This is a genomic window from Ningiella ruwaisensis (assembly GCF_004798935.1).
Classification (GTDB): domain Bacteria; phylum Pseudomonadota; class Gammaproteobacteria; order Enterobacterales; family Alteromonadaceae; genus Glaciecola; species Glaciecola ruwaisensis.
Map to the genome: position 1 here is coordinate 525,416 of NZ_RAHT01000003.1, position 24,209 is coordinate 549,624.

Below are 24,209 nucleotides of genomic sequence, written 5' to 3' on the forward strand. Positions count from 1 at the left end.
TTTACCAGCCGCGCAAGATTGGCACCTTGTCGATGACGCGGTCTTTGTCTATCAGATAAAAATGCTCAAATTGCGCCATGGTTGAGCATGCATGATTTGGAAGAATACGCACACGCTCACCAATAGCAAAATTTCCGGGATTGAAGCTTCCGTCAGTTGAGGTGGATTGTTGGCCAATAATTCCATGCTCCTGATTTGCGCTTACCATCGTTAAATTTTTTAAACTTTTACCATGCAGGTCACAAACTACGCCGTACCCATAATCGGTAGGATGTTCACTTGTGCCTCTGTCTCTGGACATTGCCATCCACCCGGCATCTGTCAATGCGAGATCTTTATCCGTCTGTTTTCCGATAATGCTGCCCAGTACGCTTATCGCAATATCACCTTGAGCGCATACGCCTAAACCTGACATGACTAAATCAAACACGCAGTATACGCCGGCACGTATTTCGGTAATTCCGTGCGCATCATCTAGCGCAAGAGCGGTTGGGGTTGAGCCTATCGATACCTCAGGGCAAGGCATTCCAGCGTGCCTGATACGACGTGCCGCTAGCAAGCTTAAATCTCGCTCTTGTATCGCCATCTTGTGCTGAGCTTCAAGACCAAAACAAGAGTAGGAAGCGCCGGCATGTGTCATTACCCCCGCTAGTGTTGTGAAACGACTATCGTTCAGCATAGATGCAATAGTTAGCAAGTCTTCACTATCTGGCTTCACACCGGCTCGATGAGCATCAACGTCGAGTTCGATATACACCTTAAAAGGCGTTTCGACATTATGCGTTTGCGCATAATCAATCAGCTGCCCGGCAGCTTCTGTGCTATCTAAGATCAATTTGATATCACAGCTTGCTTTCATCAAGGCGTGCACCTTATCAAGCTTATGAGCGTTGATGCCAACTGCATATAAAATATCTGTGTAGCCGGCATTAAAAAAATACTCAGCTTCTTTGATGGTAGAGACGGTTATGCCGCTGCAGGGTCCCTCGTTTTCTATCATCTTTGCAATTGCCAGCGATTTATGTGTTTTTACATGCGGCCTCAAGCGACAATTTAGGCGTTTGATGTGCTTAGACATGCGTTGAATGTTTTTGATTAACAAACTGCGTTCAATCAATAAACACGGAGTCGGGAGCTCAGAAAGATGTGAATGTTTAGCGTTCCCTGTGTCCCTGTTTACTTTCATATTATTTAATGTGCTCTTGAGTGATTGAATTGCGGCCCTTGTGTTTGGACATGTACATTAGGCTATCTACGTGGGATACGATTTCATTAAGTTCTACAGCAACATTTCCGTTTACTGTGAGGCAGCCTAGGCTTATCGTGACTCTGTCGCTTACAGGCGATTTTTCGTGCGCAATATTGAGTTCATTTACCGACGCCTGCATCTGTTTTGCCAGTGCAAGCGCCCCTGAAGCTTTAGTATCACTCAACACGCAAATAAATTCTTCACCTCCGTATCGAGCTATAAAATCTGACGGTCTGGACAGTTGTTCGTTTAAACAAGAAGCGATCGCCTGCAAACATTTATCTCCTTCAACATGACCGTAAAAATCGTTAAACGCTTTAAAATTATCGATGTCAATCATGATCAGAGAGAGATCGCTTCCGGACATTTTTGATTTGTTCCACTCCAGTTCGAGTTTTTCATCAAAGGCACGGCGATTTGCAATATGGGTTAAGCCGTCTTTTTGAGAAATGCCGGTTAGCCACTTATTTAAATCCTGCTCCTTTTTGATGCGCAACATCATATTGTTTATTTCTTCACCAAGTTGAGCTAATTCGTCAGAACCGTCAAGTGATATCGTTTGCGCCCCTTCAGGTTCGGCACGTTTTACCTGTTTAATCAGTGAACTAAAGCGATCCAGAAAAAGAATTTTGGTTGCATAACGAAATATAAAAAGGCTCAAAAGCGTAATAATGATCCCGACACCTAGCAACAGCAGTTGCAAGTTAGCGCGCGTTTTAGCAAGCAAACTGTTGTCAAAATCGAGCTTGAGGTATGCTTTGAACCCTACGTCTAAATAATTGTCAATTTTAACGTGAATGATTGTACTGTCGCCCACTTTCAGCTCATCAATCTCATTTTCGAAGAGACGTCGAGCTAGCTCCTCTTCTATTCTTTCTCCGGTATTAAATAAGGCCCACTGGTCGACATTACTGACAATGAACACATCAACAAAACTGATATCAGGATATTTGGCCTTAAGTTTTATTGCATAATCACCAAATAAATAATCTGCAAGTTCGTTGTGTTCGCCATCAGCAAGTCGACTTCGAAGATCCAGGTCTGCGTTTACAATGATGTCGCTTCCTGCTTGACTGTAGTACGCATATTTTTTTAGGTCGCCGGTAGCGGTAGAGAGAGAAACGCGGTGCGTAAAAAACGCGTTTTGATTGAAAATAGCTTTGAGCTTGGATAAATACTCATTACCGTATTCTTTCATATCCAAGCCAATTTCGTGGTCAACCGTGCTATTAAACACGAGATATTGTGAGTTTATTAAATGAATATCTGAAACGCTATATTGTTCGGCAAGTTCTCTGAGTTCAGCCTGTTGAATGCGGCTTTGATTGTTACTTAGCTTAGGATAGTTTTGAGCAAGGTTTTCAGCAATTTTCGGTAAAGTGAGCGCAAGCTCTTCTTCCCATCGCTGTTCCACTAAAAGTAAAAGCCGATCAAAGACCTCGATGTCTTGCTTTATGGAATTAACAGCAGCTTCACGTTGAGAGGCTTTGGTTTCATTTAAGTAGTTATTTAAAAGATAAGCACTTACGCTATAAGTTAGCAGTGCGGCCATGCCGGCAATTATTATAATGACAATGTTTAACTTTTGCCTTAACAGCATAATCTGGCCTACAAATACACGGTTTTTTCACTCTACCTTATTTTCGCAAGTAAGATAAAGCCAGAATTAGAAAAAATGCCAATGCGTGTTAAATCATTGCTTGCAAGGTTGTCAAATGATCCGCTTCATTTGCAGGTTTATCCCAGCGAATACGATGAATTCGTGGAAAACGCATGGCAACACCCGATTTATGACGATTAGAGGGGTGAACAGAATCAAAAGCAACTTCAAGTACCAAGGCTTTTTCGACCTCCTTAACTGGCCCAAAGCGTCCAATGGTGTTTTGCCTCACCCATCGATCTAGCTGCTTTAATTCATCATCCGTAAAGCCTGAATAAGCCTTGCCCACAGGTAATAGTTTTCCATCTTGCCAGCAGCCAAAGGTATAGTCAGAATAAAACGACGATCGCTTTCCATGACCTCGCTGCGCATACATCATTACTGCATCGATTAAGCGTGGGTCACGTTTCCATTTGAACCATTTGCCTTTGGGGCGGCCTGATACGTAAACAGCGTCTTTTCGCTTGAGCATCAATCCTTCAATATAACCTTGCTCCAGTTGTGTTGCTTCTTCTCGCAAGCTTATAAGAGAATGAGTATCCGTAAAATCCAAAGGTCGAGATAAATGGATAAAGTGATAAGGCTGCGTTTTAAACCAGTTGGCCAGCGCTTTGCTGCGTTCAACAAGCGTGTTTTCTCTGAGATCTTTGCCTTCAAGCGACAGGACATCGTACAAAATCAGACCGCAGGGGTAGTTACTGATTAATTTGTTGCCTGGTTTTTTCTTATTTAAGCGCTGCTGCAATTGGTTGAAAGATGCAATTTCATAGTGTGTCTGATTGTCATTTTTAGCCTCCAGAACACCTTTTATCTCATGTGCATCTGTTACACGAGGATTTAGAGCAACCAGCTCTCCATCAAACACGCCATAAATATGTTGAGTCTCAAGCTCATCAATAATATCAGGAAAAGAATGACTGATATCGTCACCTGTTCGGCTGAATAATGCCTTTCCCGCTGACGTGACAACCAGCTGAACTCTGATCCCATCGAATTTCCATTCAGCCTGAAAGTCTGAAGCTCGTATGCTTTGAAGCTCATCGTCAGACAGCGGGTGGGATAGCATAAGCGGTTGAAAGGTCACTGATTCAGATACATCTGGCGCCTCAGCTTTACCTTCTAAATAAGCAAGCAGTGCTTTGTAGGGTGGGGCAACGCCATGCCATATGCGTTCCACGTCTTCAATGCTGATATCCGAACCACAGTCCTGAGCATACTCTGCCAGAGTTTTCTTTAAAAATCTGGCAGAAACGCCAATGCGCAGGCCCCTCGTTCCCAGTTTCAACAAGGCCCAGCGCTGCGGAGCACTCATGCTGTTTAACAAGGTAATCAGATAATTTCTATTCTCAGCACGTTTTCCGTTTGCAAATGTATTAACGACTTCTGCCAAAGAAGGAAGTACTTTCATGCCAGGAGGATCGTCGGCCTGTGCTTGCCACAGATGCGAAACCGTTTCGCTCATTTCACCAACGTAATCGTAACTTAAATCGAACAGAACGGGGTCCACACGCTCTGTTATTAAATCTTTGATCAGTTTTCGCTTAAAAAAGTCAAAGCTTAGCGTTCCTGCGATAGCGGCAATTGCCCAGCCCCTGTCAGGATCAGGCGTTTGAGATAGATATTGTTTGATTAACGCAGATTTTGCCAAATTTGATGATGTAAAATAGAGCTTGTCTACCAGTTCTGCAAAGGCTTCCATGTCAGTTAATCCTCATCCTCTTCGTATCCTACAAGAGAAAGTGCCTTTGCTTTGTAACCCATTTTTTGTGCCTGATGCACCAGGGCTTGTTCTCGACCGTGAGTAACCCAAAGTTCCCTTGGATTGACCTCTTTGATGGTCTGAATGAGTTCTGACCAGTCACAATGATCGCTAATAATCAAAGGTAATTCTGCTCTGCGTTGCTTGGAACGTGCTCTAATTTGCATCCAGCCTGAAGCCATTGCAGTCATTACTTCTGGCAATTTGCGAGACCATCTGTCGTTGAGCGCCGATGGAGGTGCGATGACTAATTCACCGGCCAGGACTTTCGGATTGTCCAGTTCACTGACCGGAATAAGTTCTCCAAGCTCAACGCCATTTTCCTGATAAAACTCACACAGTCTTAAAAGCGCTCCATGCAGATAAATGGGTTTATTATAGCCAAGCGCTCTTAGTGCCAGTATTACGCGCTGACACTTTCCGAGCGCATAGGCCCCCACTAAATGGCAACGATTCTCAAATAAGGCCATTGAATCAAGGAGTTTTTGTATCTGCTGATTGATTGGCGGGTGCCGAAACACAGGCAAGCCAAAGGTTGCCTCAGTCACAAACACATCGCAAGGCGTGACTTCAAAAGGTGGACAACTTGGATCAGGGTGTCTTTTATAATCGCCAGCCAAAATGAGGCGATAGTCTTTATAATCTATAACCGCCTGCGCAGAACCAAGAATATGACCGGCTGGAACCATATGCAGCTGCGCCTTATGGATTGACCGCGTTTGACCATATTCCATTGGAATTGGTTTTTCACAAAAGTCATCCCCGTAACGAATGCGCATTATCCCAAGCGTTTGAGGCGTAGCATATACTTCTGAGTGCCCGGGGCGAGCATGGTCTGCGTGTCCATGAGTGATAATGGCGCGTTTGACTGGATGCATGGGGTCAATATAAGCGTCAAGCGCTCTGCAATATAATCCAGTTTTGTCCGTTTTGATCCATTTCTCCGGGTGCATATTAGAACTAGGCATATTATTCTTAATAAATATTGTTACAACTCGCAAGAAGCTGAGGATCAGACGCTTGTAATGTGGGATTGTATTTAAGCTTAATTGTTAATTCGCTTTTATTGAGCAGAGCCACGCAGCAAAATAAAGACGCTGCAAGCTCTTCCATGAGGCGCTTGACGAAAAACATCCATGTATTTCGACACTTTATTTTGCTGCGTGGCTCTGCTCAATAATTCTTTCAACAAATAAGCTTAAATACAATCCCGCAATGTATGCGCCTATCGATTACATTAACGAGCAAAGGGAGACAATTTGAGTCAGGCAACTAAACGTGCCGTCATTCCAAGTGTTTTTCAGAACTGGTTTGAGCAAAAGAACTGGCGCCTACGCCCTTATCAAAAACAAATGGCGACTGCGTTTGTAAGGCGCGAATCCACTTTGCTCATTGCACCTACCGGCGCTGGCAAAACCTTATCTGGCTTTTTGCCAAGCCTGATTGACCTGTATAAACAAAGCGAAGCAAGCCGCTCGGTAAAAAATGGCTCCTTAAAAATTAAAGGCTTACACACTTTATACATTTCGCCACTTAAAGCGCTTACCTACGATATTGAGAGAAATTTGCATCAACCTATTGAAGATATGCAGCTGAATATTGAAGTGGCAAGCAGAACAGGAGATACCACAAGCTATCAGCGACAAAAACAACGGCGCAACCCACCAAATATCCTGCTAACCACGCCCGAGTCACTGATGCTGATGCTTTCATACGCAGACGCCCCGCAAATCTTTTCTTCTTTAAAATGCGTGATCATTGACGAAGTTCACAGTTTTGCCCATACCAAACGGGGCGACTTTACCTCCCTGGCATTAGCTAGGTTGTCTTACCTTTGTAGCGACTTTATCCGCTTTGGACTCTCTGCTACCGTTGCTTACCCTGATATTTTAGCTAGTTGGTTAGGCGAAAATGCTGAGCCGTGCCGTATCATTGAAGCAAAGAGCCGTATTAAGCCACGTGTTAAAATACTCAATTCCAAAGCCCGCATGCCCTTTGGCGGTTACATGGCCAAATATGCCATAAAAGATGTTTATCTCGCGATTGAAAAAGCCAAAACGACGATAGTGTTTGTGAATACCCGCGCCAGTGCAGAGCTGATTTTTCAGGCGCTTTGGGAAGAAAATAGTAAAGTACTGCCTATCGCGATTTATCATGGCTCTCTAAGTAAAGACCAGCGCCAAAAAACAGAGCAAATGATGGCAAGCGGAAAGCTTAAAGCCATTGTCGCAACCTCGGCACTGGAGCTTGGTATTGACTGGGGCGATGTGGATTTAGTGATTCAAATGGGCGCACCGAAAGGTGTAAGTCGCTTGCTGCAACGAATAGGCCGCTCAAATCACCGCATGGATGAACCTTCCCAGGCATTGCTCGTGCCGGGCAACCGTTTTGAAGCACTTGAGTGCTTGTCGGCTATTGATGCGATTAAAAAAGGCGAGCTTGATGGTGATGCACCGCAATCGGGTGCGCTTGATATTATCCCGCAATTTATATTGAATTGTTTGTGCAGTGAGCCTGCAGGTATTGAACAAATTTTTGAGCAAGTTACTCAGGCTCCGCCATATCAGGCGCTTGATAAACAAACCTTCAAGCAACTTTGGTATTTCACTCAAGATGGGGGATACGCTCTGCAAGCTTACGAGCGATATAACCGACTCGAGGAAGTTGCTCCAAACACCTATAAGCCGGCAAATAAACGCGTAATCATGCGACATCGACAAAACATCGGTACCATTGTTGAAGCTGGCAGATTGAAAGTGAAGCGTTTAAGACGTGCGCATCAAGGCAAGATTATCGGAGAAGTTGAAGAATACTTTGCCCAGCAGTTGGTCAAGGGCGATACCTTTTATTTTGCAGGCGAGGTGCTTCGTTTTGAAGGGATTAGAGATATGATCCTGGAGGCCAAACCCGGCAAAGCCAAAGAGCCTAAAATACCAAGCTATGTGGGCGGGCAAATGCCTCTTTCGACTTATTTGGCCGATGCTGTTCGCCAGTTGTTAAATGAACCCGACAGATGGCATGCCCTGCCTAAACAAGTGCGAGAATGGCTGGATTTACAAGTGGCCTTCAGCAAAATTCCGCAGGCCAATAAAGTGTTAATTGAGCAGTTTCCATTCAGGAAAGCCGAGTTTGTATTGTTTTACACATTCGAAGGCCGCTTAGCCAATCAGACCTTAGGTATGCTGATAACCAAACGGATGGAAAAAATGGGACTGCAACCTTTGAGCTTTTCTATTACTGATTATGGACTTTCCATTTGTTCACTGAAGAAAGTCGAGCAAAAACATATCCCGCAGCTTTTTAACCCTGATATTCTCGGAGATGAGCTTGAAGACTGGATGCTTGAAGCAGCAATGCTAAAGCGTTCCTTTCGACGAGTAGCCGTTGTTAGCGGCTTAATAGAACAACAGTACCACAGCAGTAAAAAGACCATGCGTCAGGTCACATTTTCAAGTGATTTGATATACGATACATTGCGAGAATACGATAAAGATCATGTATTGCTGAGAGTCACCAGAGAAGATGCCGAACGTGAACTGCTGGATTTGTCTCGCACTGCAGATTTACTTATCCGCTTTGACGGTGCATTTGATTTTGTATGCTTAACAAAGCCTTCACCAATGGCAATTCCCATTGTTCTGGACGTGCGCAGTGAGCAAGTGACAGGTGCTGGAACTCAGGCTCTGCTTGAACAAGCTAATCTGTATCAGGAGGCTGAAAATATGATGGAAGAAATACGTGAACTGCTTAGCAACGAAAACTGATATAAAACAAGAATAAATAATAAACAATAAATAAATGATAAATTCTGAAAAGCTCAAATCCCTGGTGCTTGAAAATACTGTGATCCCGTTCAAATTCGCTTCACAGCGATTTTTAGCGGATGGAAGAGCTGTTTTATTCTGGCCAGAACAAGACCTGCTTGTTTTTTCAGATCTACATTTTGAAAAAGGCAGTTTCTTAACGCAGTTTGCTCATCCGGTGCCCCGCTTTGACACGCGAGAAACAGTAAAACGTATGTCCCAACTCATATCAGAATATCAGCCAAAAACGGTGCTTTGTTTGGGAGACAGTTTTCATGATGTAAATGCACGGTCTCGCATCGAGAAAGAAGATCTTGAGAACATTAATCAATTGGTGATGCAAACTAAACGCTGGGTGTGGATATTAGGCAACCATGACCCTGATATCCCTGAAACGCTTGCCGGTGAGCGTGCTCATAGTCTTTTACTTGATGAAATTCTTTTTGTTCATGAGCCTGAAGATATCTCAAATCATACTCATTGCAAAGCACAAGTAGTTGGACACTTTCATCCAAAAACGTCTTATAAATTGACGCATAAAAAGGTCACCGGAAAGTCTTTTGTATTCGATGAAAAGCTCCTGCTAATGCCGGCTTTTGGCAAATATACGGGTGGGCTATCGACTAGCAGTGAGATCATAGGCTCACTGGTAAATAAAAATAATTGTCAAATAATGTTGACGTTCAACAAAAAGCTGTTTATGTTATAAAAATCCATACTTTAGAACTGGTCAAAAACAGCAAAAGATTGTTTTAAAACCGGTTTTTAACGGACGTAAACTCGCATTTATGTACAATTTGGACAAGCTCTTTAGCACCTCGAATAAAAATAAAAATGGGGTGGCGCAGAATGGCGCGTCATATTTTTTGTGCTTTGCTTTAAGCTTTGCGGCATTTGTGTGCTCGATGGGTACACTTCAAGCCAAGCAAATTGTGCTCAGCTCTTCTCCGATACACGATGAGTTTAAAATTGCAGAGCAAATGCTGGAAGAAGCTTATGCGCAGGTTGGTCATACGCTACGCTATCAGGATTTGCCGTATACCCGCAGTATTGTCAGTGCAAATGTAGGTGTGATTGATGGATTGTCATTGCGCCTGGAGCAACACACTCAAAACTACCCGAACCTGATCCGCATTAATGTCGCATTGCTCAATAGTAAAACACTTGTGGTCATTAATAAAAAGCTATGTCCAAATTGTGACATCGGCAAGCTTCGTTCGATTGGCGCGGTTTCTGGATTTGAATTTCCTGAATCAAAACTGCAGCTAGAAGATAATACTAATTTAAAAATTGAATTAGCAGAGCATCACCGGCTCTTTACGTTTTTTGAGGCAGGCAGAGTCAATGCCATTGTAACCAGCAATTTATTTTTGCCAGATAGGCTAAGAGACACCCAAAAGTACCGGTATGTACAAATCGCCGAGCAAGATGTCTATCATTTTGTTCACAAGCAACATCAGGCATTGGCAAAACAGCTTGATGTGGCTTTATCACAAATTAAGCTTGATTATGCAAATCAACTTAAACAATCAGGCCCAGCAGAGACTGAAGAGTTGCCTCAGCGAGGGCCAGTGAATGATTTCAAGCCGCTTATGCAGCAACTTAGCACAAACTTAAGTATTGTGTCTGATTAAAGCGTTTTCTTGTTTTTGATGTTACGCGCTTATTTGCCCCAGCGTTTGCTTAGACCATCGTAGGCATCAATACGTCGGTCACGAAAATACGGCCAAATACGTTTGATGTTTTCAGTACGGTTTAAATCCAGCTCAACGCTTAAAACTTCTTCTTTATCATCACTTGCCATAGCAAGCACTTCACCTTGCGGGCCTGCTATAAAGCTATGTCCCCAAAACTGAATGCCAACATCTGCTTCATTTGGAGAGGCTTCAAAACCTACCCGATTTGCCACAATAACAGGTACTGAGTTTGCTACCGCATGCGCACGCTGTATGGTTTCCCATGCGCCTTGTTGACGGCCTTGTTCGTCGTGTGGATCCGTTCTATCCCAGCCAATTGCCGTTGGATAAAATAATATTTGTGCGCCGTTCATTGCCATTAAGCGAGCGGCTTCCGGATACCATTGATCCCAACACACTAAAACACCCAATCGCCCTACGCTTGTGTCAATTGGCTCAAAGCCTGTGTCACCAGGCGTAAAATAAAACTTTTCGTAAAAGCCTGGATCATCTGGAATGTGCATTTTGCGGTAAGTCCCGGCAATTTGCTCGCTACGGTCAAACACAACTGCTGTATTGTGATACAGACCTGCAGCACGCTTCTCAAACAGCGAAGTCACCAGCACCACATTACACTCTTTGGCCAGCTTTCCGAAAAATGCGCTTGCTTCGCCGGGAATAGGCTCGGCTAAATCAAACACACTCACATCTTCTGTTTGGCAAAAATATAAGGTTGAATGTAGCTCCTGTAATAGAATGCACTCGCAACCCTCAGACGCTAATACTCTTACACGTTCGGCGGATTTAGCCCAGTTTTCATGTTTGTTGTTCGAGGCAACCGACTGCTGAACCAGTCCTACTTTTAAGGTGCTTTTACGGTTAGGCGTCATAAACAGAGACTCCTTTTTTCATTTGATTTAAGACTTCAGGTTGCAAGGTATTGACAGGGATTTGCATAGTAATGCAGTGCAGTGAACCAAATTGCTGAACAATGGCAGAGCAATCTACAGCCACTATGCGATGATTAGGAAAGGCTTTTTGTAAGGTATTTAATGCCTGTTCATCTTCATTTTGAAGGTAAACGGGCGCGAGGACGCAATCATTACAAATTAAAAAATTAGCGTAAGATGCAGGCAATCGCTCACCGTCGCTGTTTCGCATATCTGGGAGCGGCAGTTCAAATATTTCATAGTCAGAAAATGCCTGCTCTAACTCAAATTTAAGGGCAGTTAGCCCTGTAAAATGCTCATCATCGGGTCGATTATAAGCACTTTGCATTACTAACCCTCGCAGTGGTGTAAAGCGCGCCAGTGTATCTATGTGTCCGTCAGTATCATCACCCGTTAAATGCCCATTTTGAAAAACATGACACTGGCGAGCACCAAGCAAGTCTGTAAACACAGATTCATAGTCTTGCATTGTGTGTTCACTGTTGCGCTTTGGGTTAAACAAACATGAAGCCGTGCTCATTAAAATCTGATTCTGGTCGATTTCAATGGCACCGCCCTCTAGCACCGTATCGCAAGACACCAGCGATAACTGACACAACTGACTTAATTGTTGATTAACAAGGTTATCTTTGCGGGCATCAAATTTTTGCCCCCAACCATTGAATACAAATTCAACCGGTTGATTTCCGCGCGCAGTCTCGCAGCTAAGAAAAACATAGTCGCGTGTCCATGTATCATTAAACTCAGCTTGAAAAATAAGCACAGGTAAATGCAAATCGATCATGGATTTGGCCAAGCCAATGTCTTTTTGATGACAAAGCAATATTACGCCAGCTCCGGCATCTGCAATGGCCTTTATCAGCTTAACGTAAGTTGTGCGAGCTTCGTTTATCCAGGGTTGCCAATCACTTTCATCATGTGGCCAAGCCAAAACAACGGCTTCTTGTTCTGCCCATTCGGGGAGAAGCGTTCGCTGCGGCAAAATGGCATTGAAGTCTTTGTCACTTAAAATCGCTTTTTCCTGCTTATTGGTCATAAGCTTATTCCTTACAAAATCCAGTTTACGCTCACAAAGGCGCGACGCGGTTGACCGACAAAATAGCGATAATTACCAAAGGCGAAATCAGCGCGCTCCGCATAATCCTCATCTAATGCGTTAAATATGCCCAGCTTGATTGACATAGTATCGCTTACAGCATATCTCAAGGTTAAATCAAGCAAAGAATGCCCTTCGTATTCTGCCGTATTTTCGGGGTCGAGATAGTATGCTGAGAGTGTCTGCCAGGCAAGTTCTGTTTCAAATTTTTCGGTGGCTTGCCACAGCACTTGCGCGGCGAATATTCTATCAGGCGAGGTATCCACACGATTGCCCTCAATAGGCGTGTCTGTAATGGCTAAATTGCTTTCATAACGATGGCGCTGAAAGGTAAGGTTTGTGGACAAACGCAAGTTTGACAGCACTTGCCAGCGATACTCTAACTCAAGCCCTTGATGAGAAGTTTCACCATCAGTGACATTTTGCCGGTTTGTATCACTGATAATGACATTTTCTTTGGCCATATCATATGCGGCAAGATGCAAGCTATGATTATAAATTGAATATCTCACTCCTGCTTCCACAGCATCCATATCGACCTCGTCCAAATCTGCGGTCACCTGGTTATTTTGTAAGCGAAACAGTTCTGTTGCCTGGGGCGCTCTGAAGCCTTGACTATATTTGACATAGCTCATTAATGCGTCTGAGAAGCGATATTCCAGCGTTGCCGATGGCGAAAAGCTGCTGAAACTCACAGTTTGGTCAGGCGGGCGAGAGAAACGGCATACCGCCACATCTGATTCACATGCACTGCCGTCGCTCAACTTGTTGTTGTAGTCATACTCACTTCGCTCCACCCTGGCGCCCAATATAAATGATAAGTCCCCTGCATTCCATTTTGCCTGAGCGAAGGCTGCCATTACTATGGCATCAACCTCATAATTATAATGTTCACCTTCTGGAATGCTGGGAGAAAATGGCTGGTCTTGCGTCTCAATGAGGCTTGCCTGGGTAAAATCTGCGTCGATACCGCTAATAAGCTCGGCACCAGCAAAGCGGCTATCATACTGAACTTGAAGCCCTACGCTCGAGTGTTCATTTTCCTCTAATGCTTGCCACGGTAAAAAATGTTGTAAAAACTGCATGTCGTTATAGCGCACATAGGGCGTAATGCTTAAACGGTCTGTATCTGTGGTTTTGACAAATTGGGAATAGGCGCGTAAGGATTTTACGTCACGAAAAGCCTCTGGGTTGGGATTGATCCTTCTTAGGCCTTTGTCTTCGTATGCTCTAAAGCCTTGTATGAAGCCCGCAGTTTCTTGGTTGAGATTGGCGATATCAACTACCGTTTTATTGCGCCAGCTATGGTTTTCAGAGGAATTGTTACCAAAAGGCGCTACGTGTTCATAAACTAAAGTCGCTTTTTGCTGATCATATCCACTCTCGGTTTGAAAGCCATTTTCCTGATTTGCATTTCCGTAAGCTAAAAACGCGCTATTGTCAGACTCCCACTGATATTGCCCCGACAATCTGGCAAAATCGTAGGCTCCCACCTGCACGCCAATAGATGAGCTTCGTTCAAAAGCAGAGGGCGTAATAATGTTAATCGCGCCATGTAGAGCATTTGTGCCGTATAGCGTACTTGCAGGCCCTTTTAACACCTCAATGCGTGCGGCTTGCTCTGTATTGCTATCAAATAGTTGGTTGGCATTACAAAAACCGGGTGCACGCAGACTAATCCCGTCCAAAGCCATGAAAAAGGCACCGCAGCTTCCTGCACCGGTCAAAACGGGTGAGCGTATGGCAGTGAGGTGCTCCTGTCCATTTCCTCGACTAATCCAGGTTCCGGCAATGCGAGAGGTAATCTGATTAATATGTTGCGCTTCTATTCGTTCAATCATGTCTTGGTTGATAACCGATACACTTGCCGGCACATCAACAGTGCTTTGCGCTTGTCGCGAAGCTGTTACGCTGATTGTTTCAAGCGCTGAGTTTTGAGTGCTTGGCGCATCAACAAGGTCTCTTGCTGTACCAAAGCTTGAAAAAAGCGTCAGACTTAGACCCAGGCTCAAGCTCAATGTTGACAGTAGAGGGCAAAAAGCGTGCTTAAAGGCTTTAGTAGCCGTTTGCTCTGAAACATTATCAGTGCGCTTAAAGATAAGGGGTCTTCGATACAGCGTTTGCTTAATCATTGTATTCCTAACGTTTAATTAAAGGAGAATGCGAATAAAAAATGAATAATGAGTCAGTAAAAAGCGAAAAAGCTTACTTTAGATGCCTGCCACCGTTTAGGTGCAAAGTTTGGCCGGTAACGTAGTCACTTTGCAGCAAATAATTGACCGCTTTTACCGCCTCCTGCGCTCCCGGACAAATTTCTAAAAGTGATTTTTTTAAGGCTTTTTGTCGATATTCTTCGCTATCGTCGTCATTGAACATTACCAAGGCAGGCGCGATGCAGTTTACTTTTACTTTTGGCGCAAACAAGGCGCTGAAAGATAAGCTTAGGTTGTGAAGCGCAGCTTTACTTGCCGCATACGCGATATGTTTTTTGCTGCCTTTTTCCTGCACATAATCTGTCATGTGGATGATATCACTCATACCATGGTTATTTTTGAGTAGCGATTCAAAGGCAAGGTTTAATCGATAGGGGGTGTTTGCATGCACCTGCATCATTTTATTAAAAAGCGCATCGTAGTCGTCGCTTTGTGACTCTTGATCCCAATCTGACGCATTATGAATAATTCCGCGCAAACAATCAGTCTGCGCCTTGATCTTTTCAATGCAGTCATCAACACCTTGTTTAGTCGCAAAATCGGCATGTATAGCGACGGCACCAAGCTTACGCAATTGCTCCACTGATGGTTTTTCACTGCGATATGTTATAATCACAGGTAGATTTTGTTCGAGAAGACTGTGCGCGATGGCCAATCCAAGGCGCTGCGCGCCGCCTGTGATTAAAATAGGTGCTGAATTTCTTGCAGAGGTATGTGCTGGCATAAGCTGGTAAAACGCCTTTTTTGGTAGTTTATTCGTCTAAATGATCGAAATTAAAAATCTGCAGTGGGTACGTAAATTTACACTGGCAAGATCGTGTTTTTTAGTACTTAAGCATAAAGTCGAATCACATTGTAAACCATTCACGCGTGTAATTGCGTATATGGATTTACAAATTAAATAGATGGACACAGTATGTTAGCAAAAGAAGCTATAGTAATGCATGAAGCCACCGAATTGGCGATCTCTCCACAAGCTGTGCTCGTGCGTGATGCGCTAATCGCCAATGGGTTGGAAACCCCTATGGTTGAAAATAAACTCAGCAGCGAAGAAAAACGCGCCCGAATTCAGGCTTCTATGCGCGACATAATGCAAACGCTGGGTTTAGACCTTAACGACGATAGTTTGCAGGACACGCCAAAAAGAATTGCGAAAATGTATGTCAACGAGATATTTTCAGGTCTTGACTATCGCAGTTTTCCTAAAATCACACAAATTGAAAACAAAATGTCTATCGAAGAGCCTGTTCAGGTAACGGACATTAGCTTAACGAGCACGTGCGAGCATCATTTTGTGACAATAGATGGCACAGCAACTGTGGCCTATATTCCAAAAGATACCGTCATTGGTTTATCAAAAATAAATCGATTAGTCGGATTTTTTGCTCAGCGTCCTCAAGTACAGGAGCGTTTAACGCAGCAAGTGATGGTGGCCTTACAGGCGCTCACCGGCACCAAAGACGTTGCTGTGAGTATTAACGCAACACATTACTGCGTTAAAGCGCGTGGTATCCGCGATACCAATTCATTCACACGAACCTCATCTTTAGGTGGCGTGTTTAAAACCGACAGTGAACTAAAACGCGAGTTTTTTAGAGCGTAAAGAGACAATAGCTATCCGAGCTTAAAGCCCAGCCGAGTCTGGGCTTGTTTGTTTGTAAATGGCGTTTGTGAATGAAAATGCACCTTGCGCCTTAATGAATTAAATGAAATTCTGTTTGACGACCATCCATATATTCAACGCGTGTTCCGTCAAAAAACGCGTTTTCTTCAAGCATGATCCGTATTTCCTTTCCCCATTCAGGAATAAAGCGCGCGGCATTAAGTTCAATAGAATAGGCTGTGTTTTTGAATAAAGGATAGTCTCCTTGTACCGGCACACCAGCTTGTGCATCCCACATTCCCAAGGTAGTGCCTGCTGCGTGGCCATGATACCCGAGTGGGTGGGTATAAATGCTCGGTTTAATACCTTCTTCTATTGCCTGTTCTCTGGCAGCAAGTAAAACCTCGTTACCTGTGCGCCCCTCTTTAAACAAAGCCGTAAATATATCCTGCAGGCGGTTGGCATCGGCCAGTGCCTGCTTCAAATAATCAGGGGCATCACTTTCACCCTCTCGCAATACATAGGCGTGCTGTTGTTGGTCTGTGTTTAAGCGTAAATAGGTAATTCCAAAATCCATATGAACCAAATCGCCCCGCTCAATGATTTGGTCCTTCTTGCCTTCACTAAACGCTTTCACATGGTCAAATTTTTCTGCACTGGCTCGTTGAATAGAGACACTGGGATGAAACCAGTTATCCAGCCCTAATTCTCGTGAACGGTCACGAAGCCACCAAACAACATCGTTTGTGGTAGTTTCCCCCGGTTTTATGAATCCACTGGTGTAAGCCTCTTTTATAATGGAATGACCCATTCGCACAATCTCTGGATAATACTGCATTTCAAGTTCAGTGCGCGTTTCAAGCCAAGCGATGGCAAGCATTTCAGCGCTCACCACCTTGCTTTGTAGATCTGAAGGAAGGACTTCCATAAAGGCCTGGTGTTCTGTTGCTGTCATGCCATCTGCAAGCGCAAAATGTTCAGACTTATTAATGCCTATTTTATTTGGAGAGAGTTGCCTGATAAGTTCGACCAATCGCTGCCATTGATCTGGCTGAGACTCCTTGTCCCATGCTTTCTGGAACATGGTGTCTACCTGATAGCGCGCAACGGCATAGCGCTCAAGTGCTTTACCGTCACCCGGATTAAACAGCACAAGAATGGTTCGTCTGCGCGCTGAAAGCCAGGTGGCAGGTAGCATGGTTTTAAGAACTGGATCTTCATTATATTCGCGAGAAATTAAAATCCACATGTCGATACCCGTTCGCGCCATGAGCTCTGGCAAGGTATTTTCAAGCTTATCGTTAAGCATTTGGTCAATAAGCGACGCGCGCGTTTTCATATCTGCTATGTTTTGAAGCGGATCAGTGGCGCCAGAAGTTTGATGTTGGTGGGGAGTATCAGTGACTGAATCAAATGCATCGTCAGCAAAAACAGAAGATGTATCAGCAGCTAATACCAAGCCAGAATTCACTGACAAAACAGCGAAGCATATTAAAAATAAGAAGATTCTGCGATAAGTGGCGCTAGGCATACCCATTCCCCAATTTAGTTTATGCAAATAATGCACATCATTTACTGCGATAAATAATATTCATCACGATGATTAAGCTTAGCTTTTTAGCTGATTGTTAATCAATTTCCAAGCTCGTTTCAATCGTTTGATCGGCATAGTTAGAAGCGCGTACCTTGATAGTTGCAGTAGCGTCCAAGACACTTGGCATGACGACTGCACGATAGGGATGAGTATTATCACTTGCTAGCAACACTTCATTGCCCATGCTGTCCACGGCGTAGAACTCAACATTGATCAGGTTTGTCGCCAGGTTATTTTCAAAGCTTACTTCAGCAGGGATAAACACGCGATCGTTTTCTTCATACATATCGCCAATGCTTATCTCAGTTAGAGCGGCATGGCCAACGGCGCTTTTTGCGTCTAACACCACTAAAGAAAGTGGCGCTAGTTTCGTGCTAAGAAAGCCCTCGTTTACTTTTATCTCAGCTGGTTGCTTAAGCGCGTAAATTATTTCATATTGATTGGCATCAACGGGTAACTCAAGCGTTTGAGTCTCGTTGGAGCTATTCATTAGCACAAGATATTCATCTCTCGTATCAATATCGATGCGCGAAAATGCAAGTAATCCCTTGTTGTTATCCACTAACTTCATTTGATGGATGCCGCGACGAAGTGGCAGATGCTCAATGCGCGTTTGCGCCAAGTCATTGATGGTGAGATAAAGCGGGTGGTTTGGGTCAAAGTTATCGTCAGCCGTGGTTTTATCCGTACCGATGAGAATATTGTCGTTATACACATCTACCAGCGACGGGTCCATGTTTTCTCTGGCATCCACATCGCCACCGTCACCTGTAAAGCCTTGTTCATCGCCGTAATACACAACGGGCACGCCACGCGAGAAGAACATCAAGGCATGTGCGAGCTTGCTGCGCTGCAGGTGTTCCTCGGGCGAAGCATCTGCCAAAGACGCTTGTAAAAAGTGACCAACGCGCCCTGCATCATGATTGCCCAAAAAGTTAAGCAATAAATCAGGGCCTGAGTCGGCATCTCGATAATAATCATCGTTGTCAAAAAGGTGGGCGATTCGATTGATATCTTTTCCTTCAAGCAGCGCATCTTTTACGTTAAAGAAAAAGCCAAAATCAAGCACTGAAGGCAATTGTCCTTCTGTAGTGTATTTACTTAAACCCGCCGGATTACCATCGTAAACCTCCCCGAAAAGGTGAAAGTTAGGAATGCCAATATCTTGCGCATGTTCTGTAATGGCGGGGGCAAATACCTGCCAAAATTCTATATCAACGTGTTTAACCGTATCGATTCTAAATCCATCAGGCTTAAACTCGCTGATCAAATCTTTGAATATGCTGATCATATTTTGCTGCACTTCAGGCATGCTGGTATCGATATCGTCCAGTCCGGCAAAATCGCCGGTGATCACGCTTTCGCCTTGCCAGAGATTGTCACCCTGATTGTTGTAGTATTTCGGATCGTTTAACCAGTCAGGTACCTTTACGCCTTGCTCGTTTTCTGGCACAAATGGGGTATAGGTTTTGCCTGCCGCCATTTCAGCCTCTGTGATAAACGCACACTTGGTTTGCCCTTCTTCCTTAAAAGAACCATCGTCGTTATGACATTCGCGAAACTTGATAACGTCTGCAGTATGGTTAGTAATAATGTCGAAAAAGACTTTAATATTGCGCTCGTGCGCCGCATCAATCAGACTTTTCAATTCTTCATTGCTGCCAAAATGTGGGTCAATTTCAGTAAAATCGACAACCCAATAGCCATGATGGCCAAACCCGTCTTTTTGAATGGCTTTATTTCGTAAAATTGGCGTCATCCAAATGGATGTAATGCCCAAGTTTTGCAAATAATCGAGCTTTGCTTCAAGACCCACCATATCACCGCCATGAAACGCCCACTTGCTCGTTTTATCCAAACCACCGTATGAAATCGGAATATCCGGATCGCCCATATCGTTTTCAGGTTTTCCGTTATGGAACCTGTCGGGCATAACAAAATAAAACACCTCATCTTTAATATCGCGAGTCAGGTAGTTATCTAATTGCTCACTGACCGGCACTGTTTTATCGGGATTAGTTTTCGCAGTGTGCTGGCTTTCCACTGGGCTTGTTGATGTTTCATTCTGCGACTCAGGTGCCTGGCCACAGGCAGCAAGCATAGTCACTGCAAGGGCAGCAAGGATGCATTTTGGCTTAAATAGGTTGGCAGGCGTTACGGCTGGTTTTTGAATATTCACGTTCACTGTATTTGTTGCTTTTATTGTTTCTGTCACTTTCATGAGCATCTTCCGTTTATAAGTCTGTTGGCTAAGTCGATTTGCCAGATGTGCTTGCTATGTGTATTTACTAGGCGCGTTTGTTTGAGACATCGGCTAAGGAACAGCTTCTCCTCTGCGCGTTTCGAGTATTTGATACCATTGCTCTCTGCTTAATTCGAGCTTGCCAGCCTTAGCCGCTTCTAATATACGCTCAGGTTTAGTGCTTCCTATTACTGGCTGAATGCCTGTTGGGTGCTTCATTAACCAGGCTAAAACCAAGGCATTTACATTGGTATTTAAATTTTCAGCCAGTTGCGCCAGCAAGTTTGCCGTATCACGAACAGCTTTATCCGGATGCTCAGTATTGCCAAACTGGCCTTGTGCCAGCGCAGACCATGCCTGTAACTGAATTTTCTGCTGCAAGCAGTATTCAAGTGTGCCTCTGGGGAAGCCTTGATTCGTATTAGCTTGCATGTTGCTTGTGATGCTATCTTCAACAAAATCAGAGGCAAGTAGGCTCATTTCAAGCTGATTGGCGATCACAGGCATCTCGACATGATTTTGGATAAGCGCAGTTTGCCCGGCATGCATGTTCGAAACGGCCAGATACTCAAACTTTTCTTGCTTATAAAGGTTGTTTAAAGTCTCGGCGGTTTTTTCGATTTGCATGAGGGGATCTGGACGATGTAAAAAAAGCACGTCGAGCTGCTCGATATTAAGTCGTTTTAAACTGGCATGAACGGCTTCAGTTACCCAACGCGGGCTTAAATCATAATGTTTGGTGTTAACGTCGGGAACCAGACGGATCCCAATTTTTGATTGAATAATGAAGTGATCGACAAAGTGCTTATTTTTTTTGAATACGCGACCCATCACCTCTTCGGCTTTACCAAAGGTATAAATATCGGCTAAATCGATGACATTGATGCCAGCTTCGATGCAGGTTTCAAGTAGATGATGCGCCTGGCTTTCATCCTCTTTTGTGACCGGATTGCTGTTCCAGCCTCCACCTAAGTTCATTGTGCCAAAAATGCAGCGACTTGCATTTTCAAAGTGCTCATTAAAGGGCAATGCCGACATACAGTTACTCATCTTTTTATTATGTTAGATTAATGTTATCAGAAACATTAGCACGATTTTTAGCACAAAAGCATGCCTGAATACGTATGCGTATATGAAAGAATTGTTAGGAAGCAAGCAATGCAACAAGGTAAAAACGCAGTATCGACTGGAATTATTTTCGCTTTGAGTCTTTTTCTTTTTAGCTGCACCAGTGTGCCTGAGGGGGTTCAGCCTGTTAGCGGATTCGACAAGTCTCGTTATTTGGGTACCTGGTATGAAATAGCGCGCCTGGATCATTCTTTTGAAAGGGGGCTGGAGCAAGTGACTGCAAGCTATAGTTTAAGAGAAGACGGCGGCATTACAGTTATTAATAAAGGTTTTAATGTTGAAGAGGGTGAATGGACAAGCGCAGAAGGAAAGGCATATTTTGTTGAAAGTGAAAATATCGGACATTTAAAAGTGTCGTTTTTTGGCCCTTTTTATTCAAGCTACGTTATCGCTAACCTTGACAAAGAAAACTATGACTATGCGCTCATCACCGGTTACAACAAGGAGTATTTATGGATTTTGTCTCGTACTCCCGAGCTTGAGCAAGGGATAGTCGAGCGATTAGTGGAACAGGCAAAAGGCTATGGTTTTGCAACGGATGAATTAATTTACGTGGATCACAGCCCAAATAACGCCGAATTGTGATAATTAGGCGAAATATTAATAAAAATGAAATAAAGTGGGTGTTACATAGGTCTGATTATAAAGTATCGTGAACAAAGCCCTTGAAATAACAGTATTTAAAATAATCGAGCTTGAGACATGTCTCTTTGGTTAAATGACGAGCTGCTTATGGCTTGCTCACTTGCAAAGTGTTTACACGCCAGTGCGATTAAAAACGCTAAAAAACGATAAAGAACGATAAAGAACGATAAAGAACGATAAAGAACGTTAAAGAGCAAAAACAAGTGATTAGGATAGCCAGTACAAGGAAACTGAATGTCAAATAGCTACACCGCAATAATCGAACAAGCCATTTCTTTGTTAGACGAGTTATCCGACGCAGAATATCAGCAGATAATAAAACCGCATTTTTCGAGCAGTATTGGTGTGCACATGCGCCATATCATCGATCACTTTTTATCGCTTAAAAATGGCGCTCTAAGCAAAACGACGCACATTGATTACAACATCAGAAACAGACACAACGAGGTTGAACAGTATCCAAAGATGGCGGTTCAGGTGCTAAATGAAATCAAGCAATGGATAGGCACCCTTACCAGCGATAACTATGGACAAAATGTGCTTGTCACCACCGAAATCGATATTCATCAAAGCAAATCTGCCTCATGCGCATCAACGCTAGAGCGAGAACTGGTGTTTGTTTGCAGCCACGCCATACATCACTTCGCACTTATCCGCATCATGTGCGCCACGCTTAACAAACAAATTCCTGAATATTTTGGTTACGCACCGGCCACGATCACTCATTTGAATCGGAGTGCATGAGTCAGGTTAAAGTTTTCTGCTAGACAACAGCGACTCTAATCTGCTTCACCATACCGAAGATACTGCTCATAAGCCTCCCCTAAATACAGTTTAAGCAGCTTTTCTGGCGCTTTGCTTAAATCTACACTAAGAAGTAATCCGGGGGTGTGATTAAAGCTCTTATCAATGCCAAGCGCATGAAATTTAGCGCCCATTTTTTGGTATTGCTTGGCGAGCACCGGCATGTCTTTGGCATCTGCTTCAATGACTTTCAAAAAAGCACTCAGATGTTTTGATGCATCGTATTGTGCAAAAAAGTCAGCAACTTCCGGATGTAGCTCAAAAGGCAACTTATTGCGCGGCTTTACATTTTGAGCGCCTGGGGAGTCAATTAAAGCGTGCTGAATGAGCGCTACGCTTCGTGCATCGTATAATTTACTGATTGATACCGTGCCGTAAAGCGTGCGGTATTGCGGAAACTTGCTTACAAAAGCGCCAATACCTCGCCATAAAAGCAGTAAACCTTGGTACGAGCCTTGGTATTCAGGAATTAAAAATGAGCGACCCATTTCCATGCAAGGCGCCTTTCGATTAGCAAAGTTTTCACCAAACTCAAACATTTTGTGCAAATACAATTGGCTTAAGTCGGTATTAGCTTGCCCTTGCAAAAGCTTGTCAGTGCGCCCCATTCGGTAAGCTCCGATGATTCGATTGCTTTGTCGCTTTACGATAAAAAGTTGCGTATAGGTAGCGTCAAAGCCATCGGTATCAACAGGTTCACCGCTTCCTTCGTTATGCAAACGAAATGTGAGTTCACGCAAACGCGCAATCTCATTTACAATATTAGGTGCCTGGGATTGATAGGCGTAATAAACGTCATAATCTTTAAATGAGCTTAAATGCTGAGAGGCTGGCAAAGCGGCTAATTCCTCAGCAATTAGCTCACTTGCTGTTTCTTGTGCCAAAGGCGCGTATTCGGTCACCGTATCAGCCGGCCACGTATATCGCCAGCTTTGCGCCTGAGCGTAACTCAATGCTCTTGCAAGGGCGGCCTTTTCTTCAAAACTATCACCTTGAATAAATTTTGTATCGATTGATTTTCCTGCATTGATCACTATGTTATGACCGGTTTTGTTTAATAATTCCCGGCCTAATAAGAGCATGCGCATCCGAAAATACACCCGTTCAGTGCGATAAAACATGCTCGAGTTTTCGCCATTTACAAATACAGGCACCAAGCGGCATTTTTCCAGGCTAATGAGTCTTCCTACTATCTTGTTCCAGGTGTGTTCAGAAATACGCTTTTTCGCTTTTTGAAAATAGGATACCTTGCCAGCAGGAAAAATAAGCAAGGCTTTTCCCGCCTTTACGTGATGAATGCATTTACGTAAGCTCGGTCCATTCTTTGGGTCGTTTTGCGACAGCGGATTGGTAAAGATAAAGTAGTCTTTGAGCTCTTTAAATATGCCTAAGCCTTTATTGGCAAGCACTTTTAAATCAGGGCGCACACTACCAATTGCCCGCGCAAGTATAACACCTTCAATACCGCCAAAAGGATGATTGCTGGCAATCACAACAGGCCCTTCACGAGGTATGTTGGCTTTGAGTTCATCGAGCCCTTTAATGTCTAACTCAAGCAAAGTGATGAGTCGGTCAGCAAAATCTTCTTTTGATAGCCCCTGCATCTGATGCAGTTGATACAACTTGTTCATGCGGGCGATGCCAAGCACGCGGTCAGCTAACCAAATCAAGATTTTGGTTTTCCAGGTCGGGTTCTCAACGAGATTATTTATACTTATTAGATGATTCATATGCTATTTGCTAGTTGTTTAGCGCGCTTGTTAGTTGGATTAGATCATAATGGTTTG

Annotated in this window: 18 protein-coding genes; 6 read left to right on the top strand and 12 right to left on the bottom strand. The window is 43.8% G+C overall.

The annotated features are described in order from the left end of the window. Nucleotide 1: 1 nt before the first annotated feature. From D6V41_RS08690 to D6V41_RS08705, 4 genes are all read right to left on the bottom strand, one after another. Entirely contained in the window at nucleotides 2-1,186 is a 1,185-nt protein-coding gene (locus D6V41_RS08690; RefSeq protein WP_136251069.1) for an alanine racemase, read from the bottom strand. 1 nt (nucleotide 1,187) lies between these two features. Next, nucleotides 1,188-2,849 carry a GGDEF domain-containing protein gene (locus tag D6V41_RS08695; RefSeq protein WP_136251070.1) on the bottom strand — a complete coding sequence of 554 codons (1,662 nt, stop codon included), beginning with the start codon at nucleotides 2,847-2,849 and terminating at the stop codon, nucleotides 1,188-1,190. Nucleotides 2,850-2,937: 88 nt separating this feature from the next. Further along, a complete protein-coding gene (locus D6V41_RS08700; RefSeq protein ID WP_136251071.1) occupies nucleotides 2,938-4,608 on the bottom strand; it encodes a cisplatin damage response ATP-dependent DNA ligase in 1,671 nt (556 codons plus the stop codon). 5 nt (nucleotides 4,609-4,613) lie between these two features. Then, a complete protein-coding gene (locus tag D6V41_RS08705; protein ID WP_136251198.1) occupies nucleotides 4,614-5,621 on the bottom strand; it encodes a ligase-associated DNA damage response exonuclease in 1,008 nt (335 codons plus the stop codon). Between the two features lie 306 nt (nucleotides 5,622-5,927). Between D6V41_RS08705 and D6V41_RS08710 the strand changes: the two genes are divergently transcribed. The 3 genes from D6V41_RS08710 to D6V41_RS08720 all read left to right on the top strand — a co-directional run bounded on the left by D6V41_RS08710 (nucleotide 5,928) and on the right by D6V41_RS08720 (nucleotide 10,105). Next, nucleotides 5,928-8,432 carry a ligase-associated DNA damage response DEXH box helicase gene (locus tag D6V41_RS08710; protein WP_136251072.1) on the top strand — a complete coding sequence of 835 codons (2,505 nt, stop codon included), beginning with the start codon at nucleotides 5,928-5,930 and terminating at the stop codon, nucleotides 8,430-8,432. Nucleotides 8,433-8,466: 34 nt separating this feature from the next. Further along, nucleotides 8,467-9,180 carry a ligase-associated DNA damage response endonuclease PdeM gene (pdeM, locus tag D6V41_RS08715; RefSeq protein ID WP_136251073.1) on the top strand — a complete coding sequence of 238 codons (714 nt, stop codon included), beginning with the start codon at nucleotides 8,467-8,469 and terminating at the stop codon, nucleotides 9,178-9,180. Nucleotides 9,181-9,376: 196 nt separating this feature from the next. Next, on the top strand, nucleotides 9,377-10,105 hold the full coding sequence (locus tag D6V41_RS08720) for a hypothetical protein (protein ID WP_136251074.1): 729 nt from the start codon (nucleotides 9,377-9,379) through the stop codon (nucleotides 10,103-10,105). A 29-nt stretch (nucleotides 10,106-10,134) separates the two neighbouring features. On the opposite strand, the gene D6V41_RS08725 is transcribed toward D6V41_RS08720, so the two are convergent. The 4 genes from D6V41_RS08725 to folM form a co-directional block, all read right to left on the bottom strand. Beyond that, nucleotides 10,135-11,037, bottom strand: coding sequence for a carbon-nitrogen hydrolase (locus tag D6V41_RS08725; RefSeq protein WP_136251075.1), 903 nt, complete (start codon nucleotides 11,035-11,037; stop codon nucleotides 10,135-10,137). Continuing rightward, nucleotides 11,027-12,133, bottom strand: a complete 1,107-nt coding sequence (locus tag D6V41_RS08730) for an agmatine deiminase family protein (protein ID WP_136251076.1) — start codon at nucleotides 12,131-12,133, stop codon at nucleotides 11,027-11,029. Before D6V41_RS08730 ends, D6V41_RS08725 begins: the two co-directional genes overlap by 11 nt. 11 nt (nucleotides 12,134-12,144) lie before the next feature. Continuing rightward, nucleotides 12,145-14,325: a TonB-dependent receptor gene (locus D6V41_RS08735; protein WP_136251077.1), complete on the bottom strand. Its 2,181-nt coding sequence runs from the start codon at nucleotides 14,323-14,325 to the stop codon at nucleotides 12,145-12,147. 73 nt (nucleotides 14,326-14,398) lie between these two features. After that, nucleotides 14,399-15,130, bottom strand: a complete 732-nt coding sequence (folM, locus tag D6V41_RS08740; protein ID WP_136251078.1) for a dihydromonapterin reductase — start codon at nucleotides 15,128-15,130, stop codon at nucleotides 14,399-14,401. A gap of 192 nt (nucleotides 15,131-15,322) precedes the next feature. Here folM and folE point away from each other — a divergent pair, with 192 nt between their 5' ends. Beyond that, entirely contained in the window at nucleotides 15,323-16,009 is a 687-nt protein-coding gene (folE, locus tag D6V41_RS08745) for a GTP cyclohydrolase I FolE (protein ID WP_136251079.1), read from the top strand. A 91-nt stretch (nucleotides 16,010-16,100) separates the two neighbouring features. Here folE and D6V41_RS08750 read toward each other — a convergent pair whose 3' ends face one another. The 3 genes from D6V41_RS08750 to D6V41_RS08760 form a co-directional block, all read right to left on the bottom strand. Continuing rightward, the gene (locus tag D6V41_RS08750) at nucleotides 16,101-17,540 is read right to left on the bottom strand and encodes a M24 family metallopeptidase (protein WP_136251080.1); all 1,440 of its coding nucleotides are present in this window, start codon (nucleotides 17,538-17,540) and stop codon (nucleotides 16,101-16,103) included. A 97-nt stretch (nucleotides 17,541-17,637) separates the two neighbouring features. Beyond that, nucleotides 17,638-19,824 (bottom strand): alpha-amylase family glycosyl hydrolase, encoded by a 2,187-nt coding sequence (locus D6V41_RS08755; protein WP_241664483.1) that lies wholly within the window; start codon nucleotides 19,822-19,824, stop codon nucleotides 17,638-17,640. A gap of 93 nt (nucleotides 19,825-19,917) precedes the next feature. Continuing rightward, nucleotides 19,918-20,883 carry an aldo/keto reductase gene (locus D6V41_RS08760; RefSeq protein WP_136251081.1) on the bottom strand — a complete coding sequence of 322 codons (966 nt, stop codon included), beginning with the start codon at nucleotides 20,881-20,883 and terminating at the stop codon, nucleotides 19,918-19,920. 120 nt (nucleotides 20,884-21,003) lie between these two features. Here D6V41_RS08760 and D6V41_RS08765 point away from each other — a divergent pair, with 120 nt between their 5' ends. Together D6V41_RS08765 and D6V41_RS08770 are read left to right on the top strand one after the other, a co-directional pair. Beyond that, nucleotides 21,004-21,558 (top strand): lipocalin family protein, encoded by a 555-nt coding sequence (locus tag D6V41_RS08765; RefSeq protein ID WP_136251082.1) that lies wholly within the window; start codon nucleotides 21,004-21,006, stop codon nucleotides 21,556-21,558. A 294-nt stretch (nucleotides 21,559-21,852) separates the two neighbouring features. Further along, nucleotides 21,853-22,362 (top strand): DinB family protein, encoded by a 510-nt coding sequence (locus tag D6V41_RS08770; RefSeq protein ID WP_136251083.1) that lies wholly within the window; start codon nucleotides 21,853-21,855, stop codon nucleotides 22,360-22,362. A gap of 35 nt (nucleotides 22,363-22,397) precedes the next feature. On the opposite strand, the gene D6V41_RS08775 is transcribed toward D6V41_RS08770, so the two are convergent. Next, nucleotides 22,398-24,152 (bottom strand): lysophospholipid acyltransferase family protein, encoded by a 1,755-nt coding sequence (locus D6V41_RS08775; RefSeq protein WP_136251084.1) that lies wholly within the window; start codon nucleotides 24,150-24,152, stop codon nucleotides 22,398-22,400. Nucleotides 24,153-24,209: the final 57 nt, after the last annotated feature.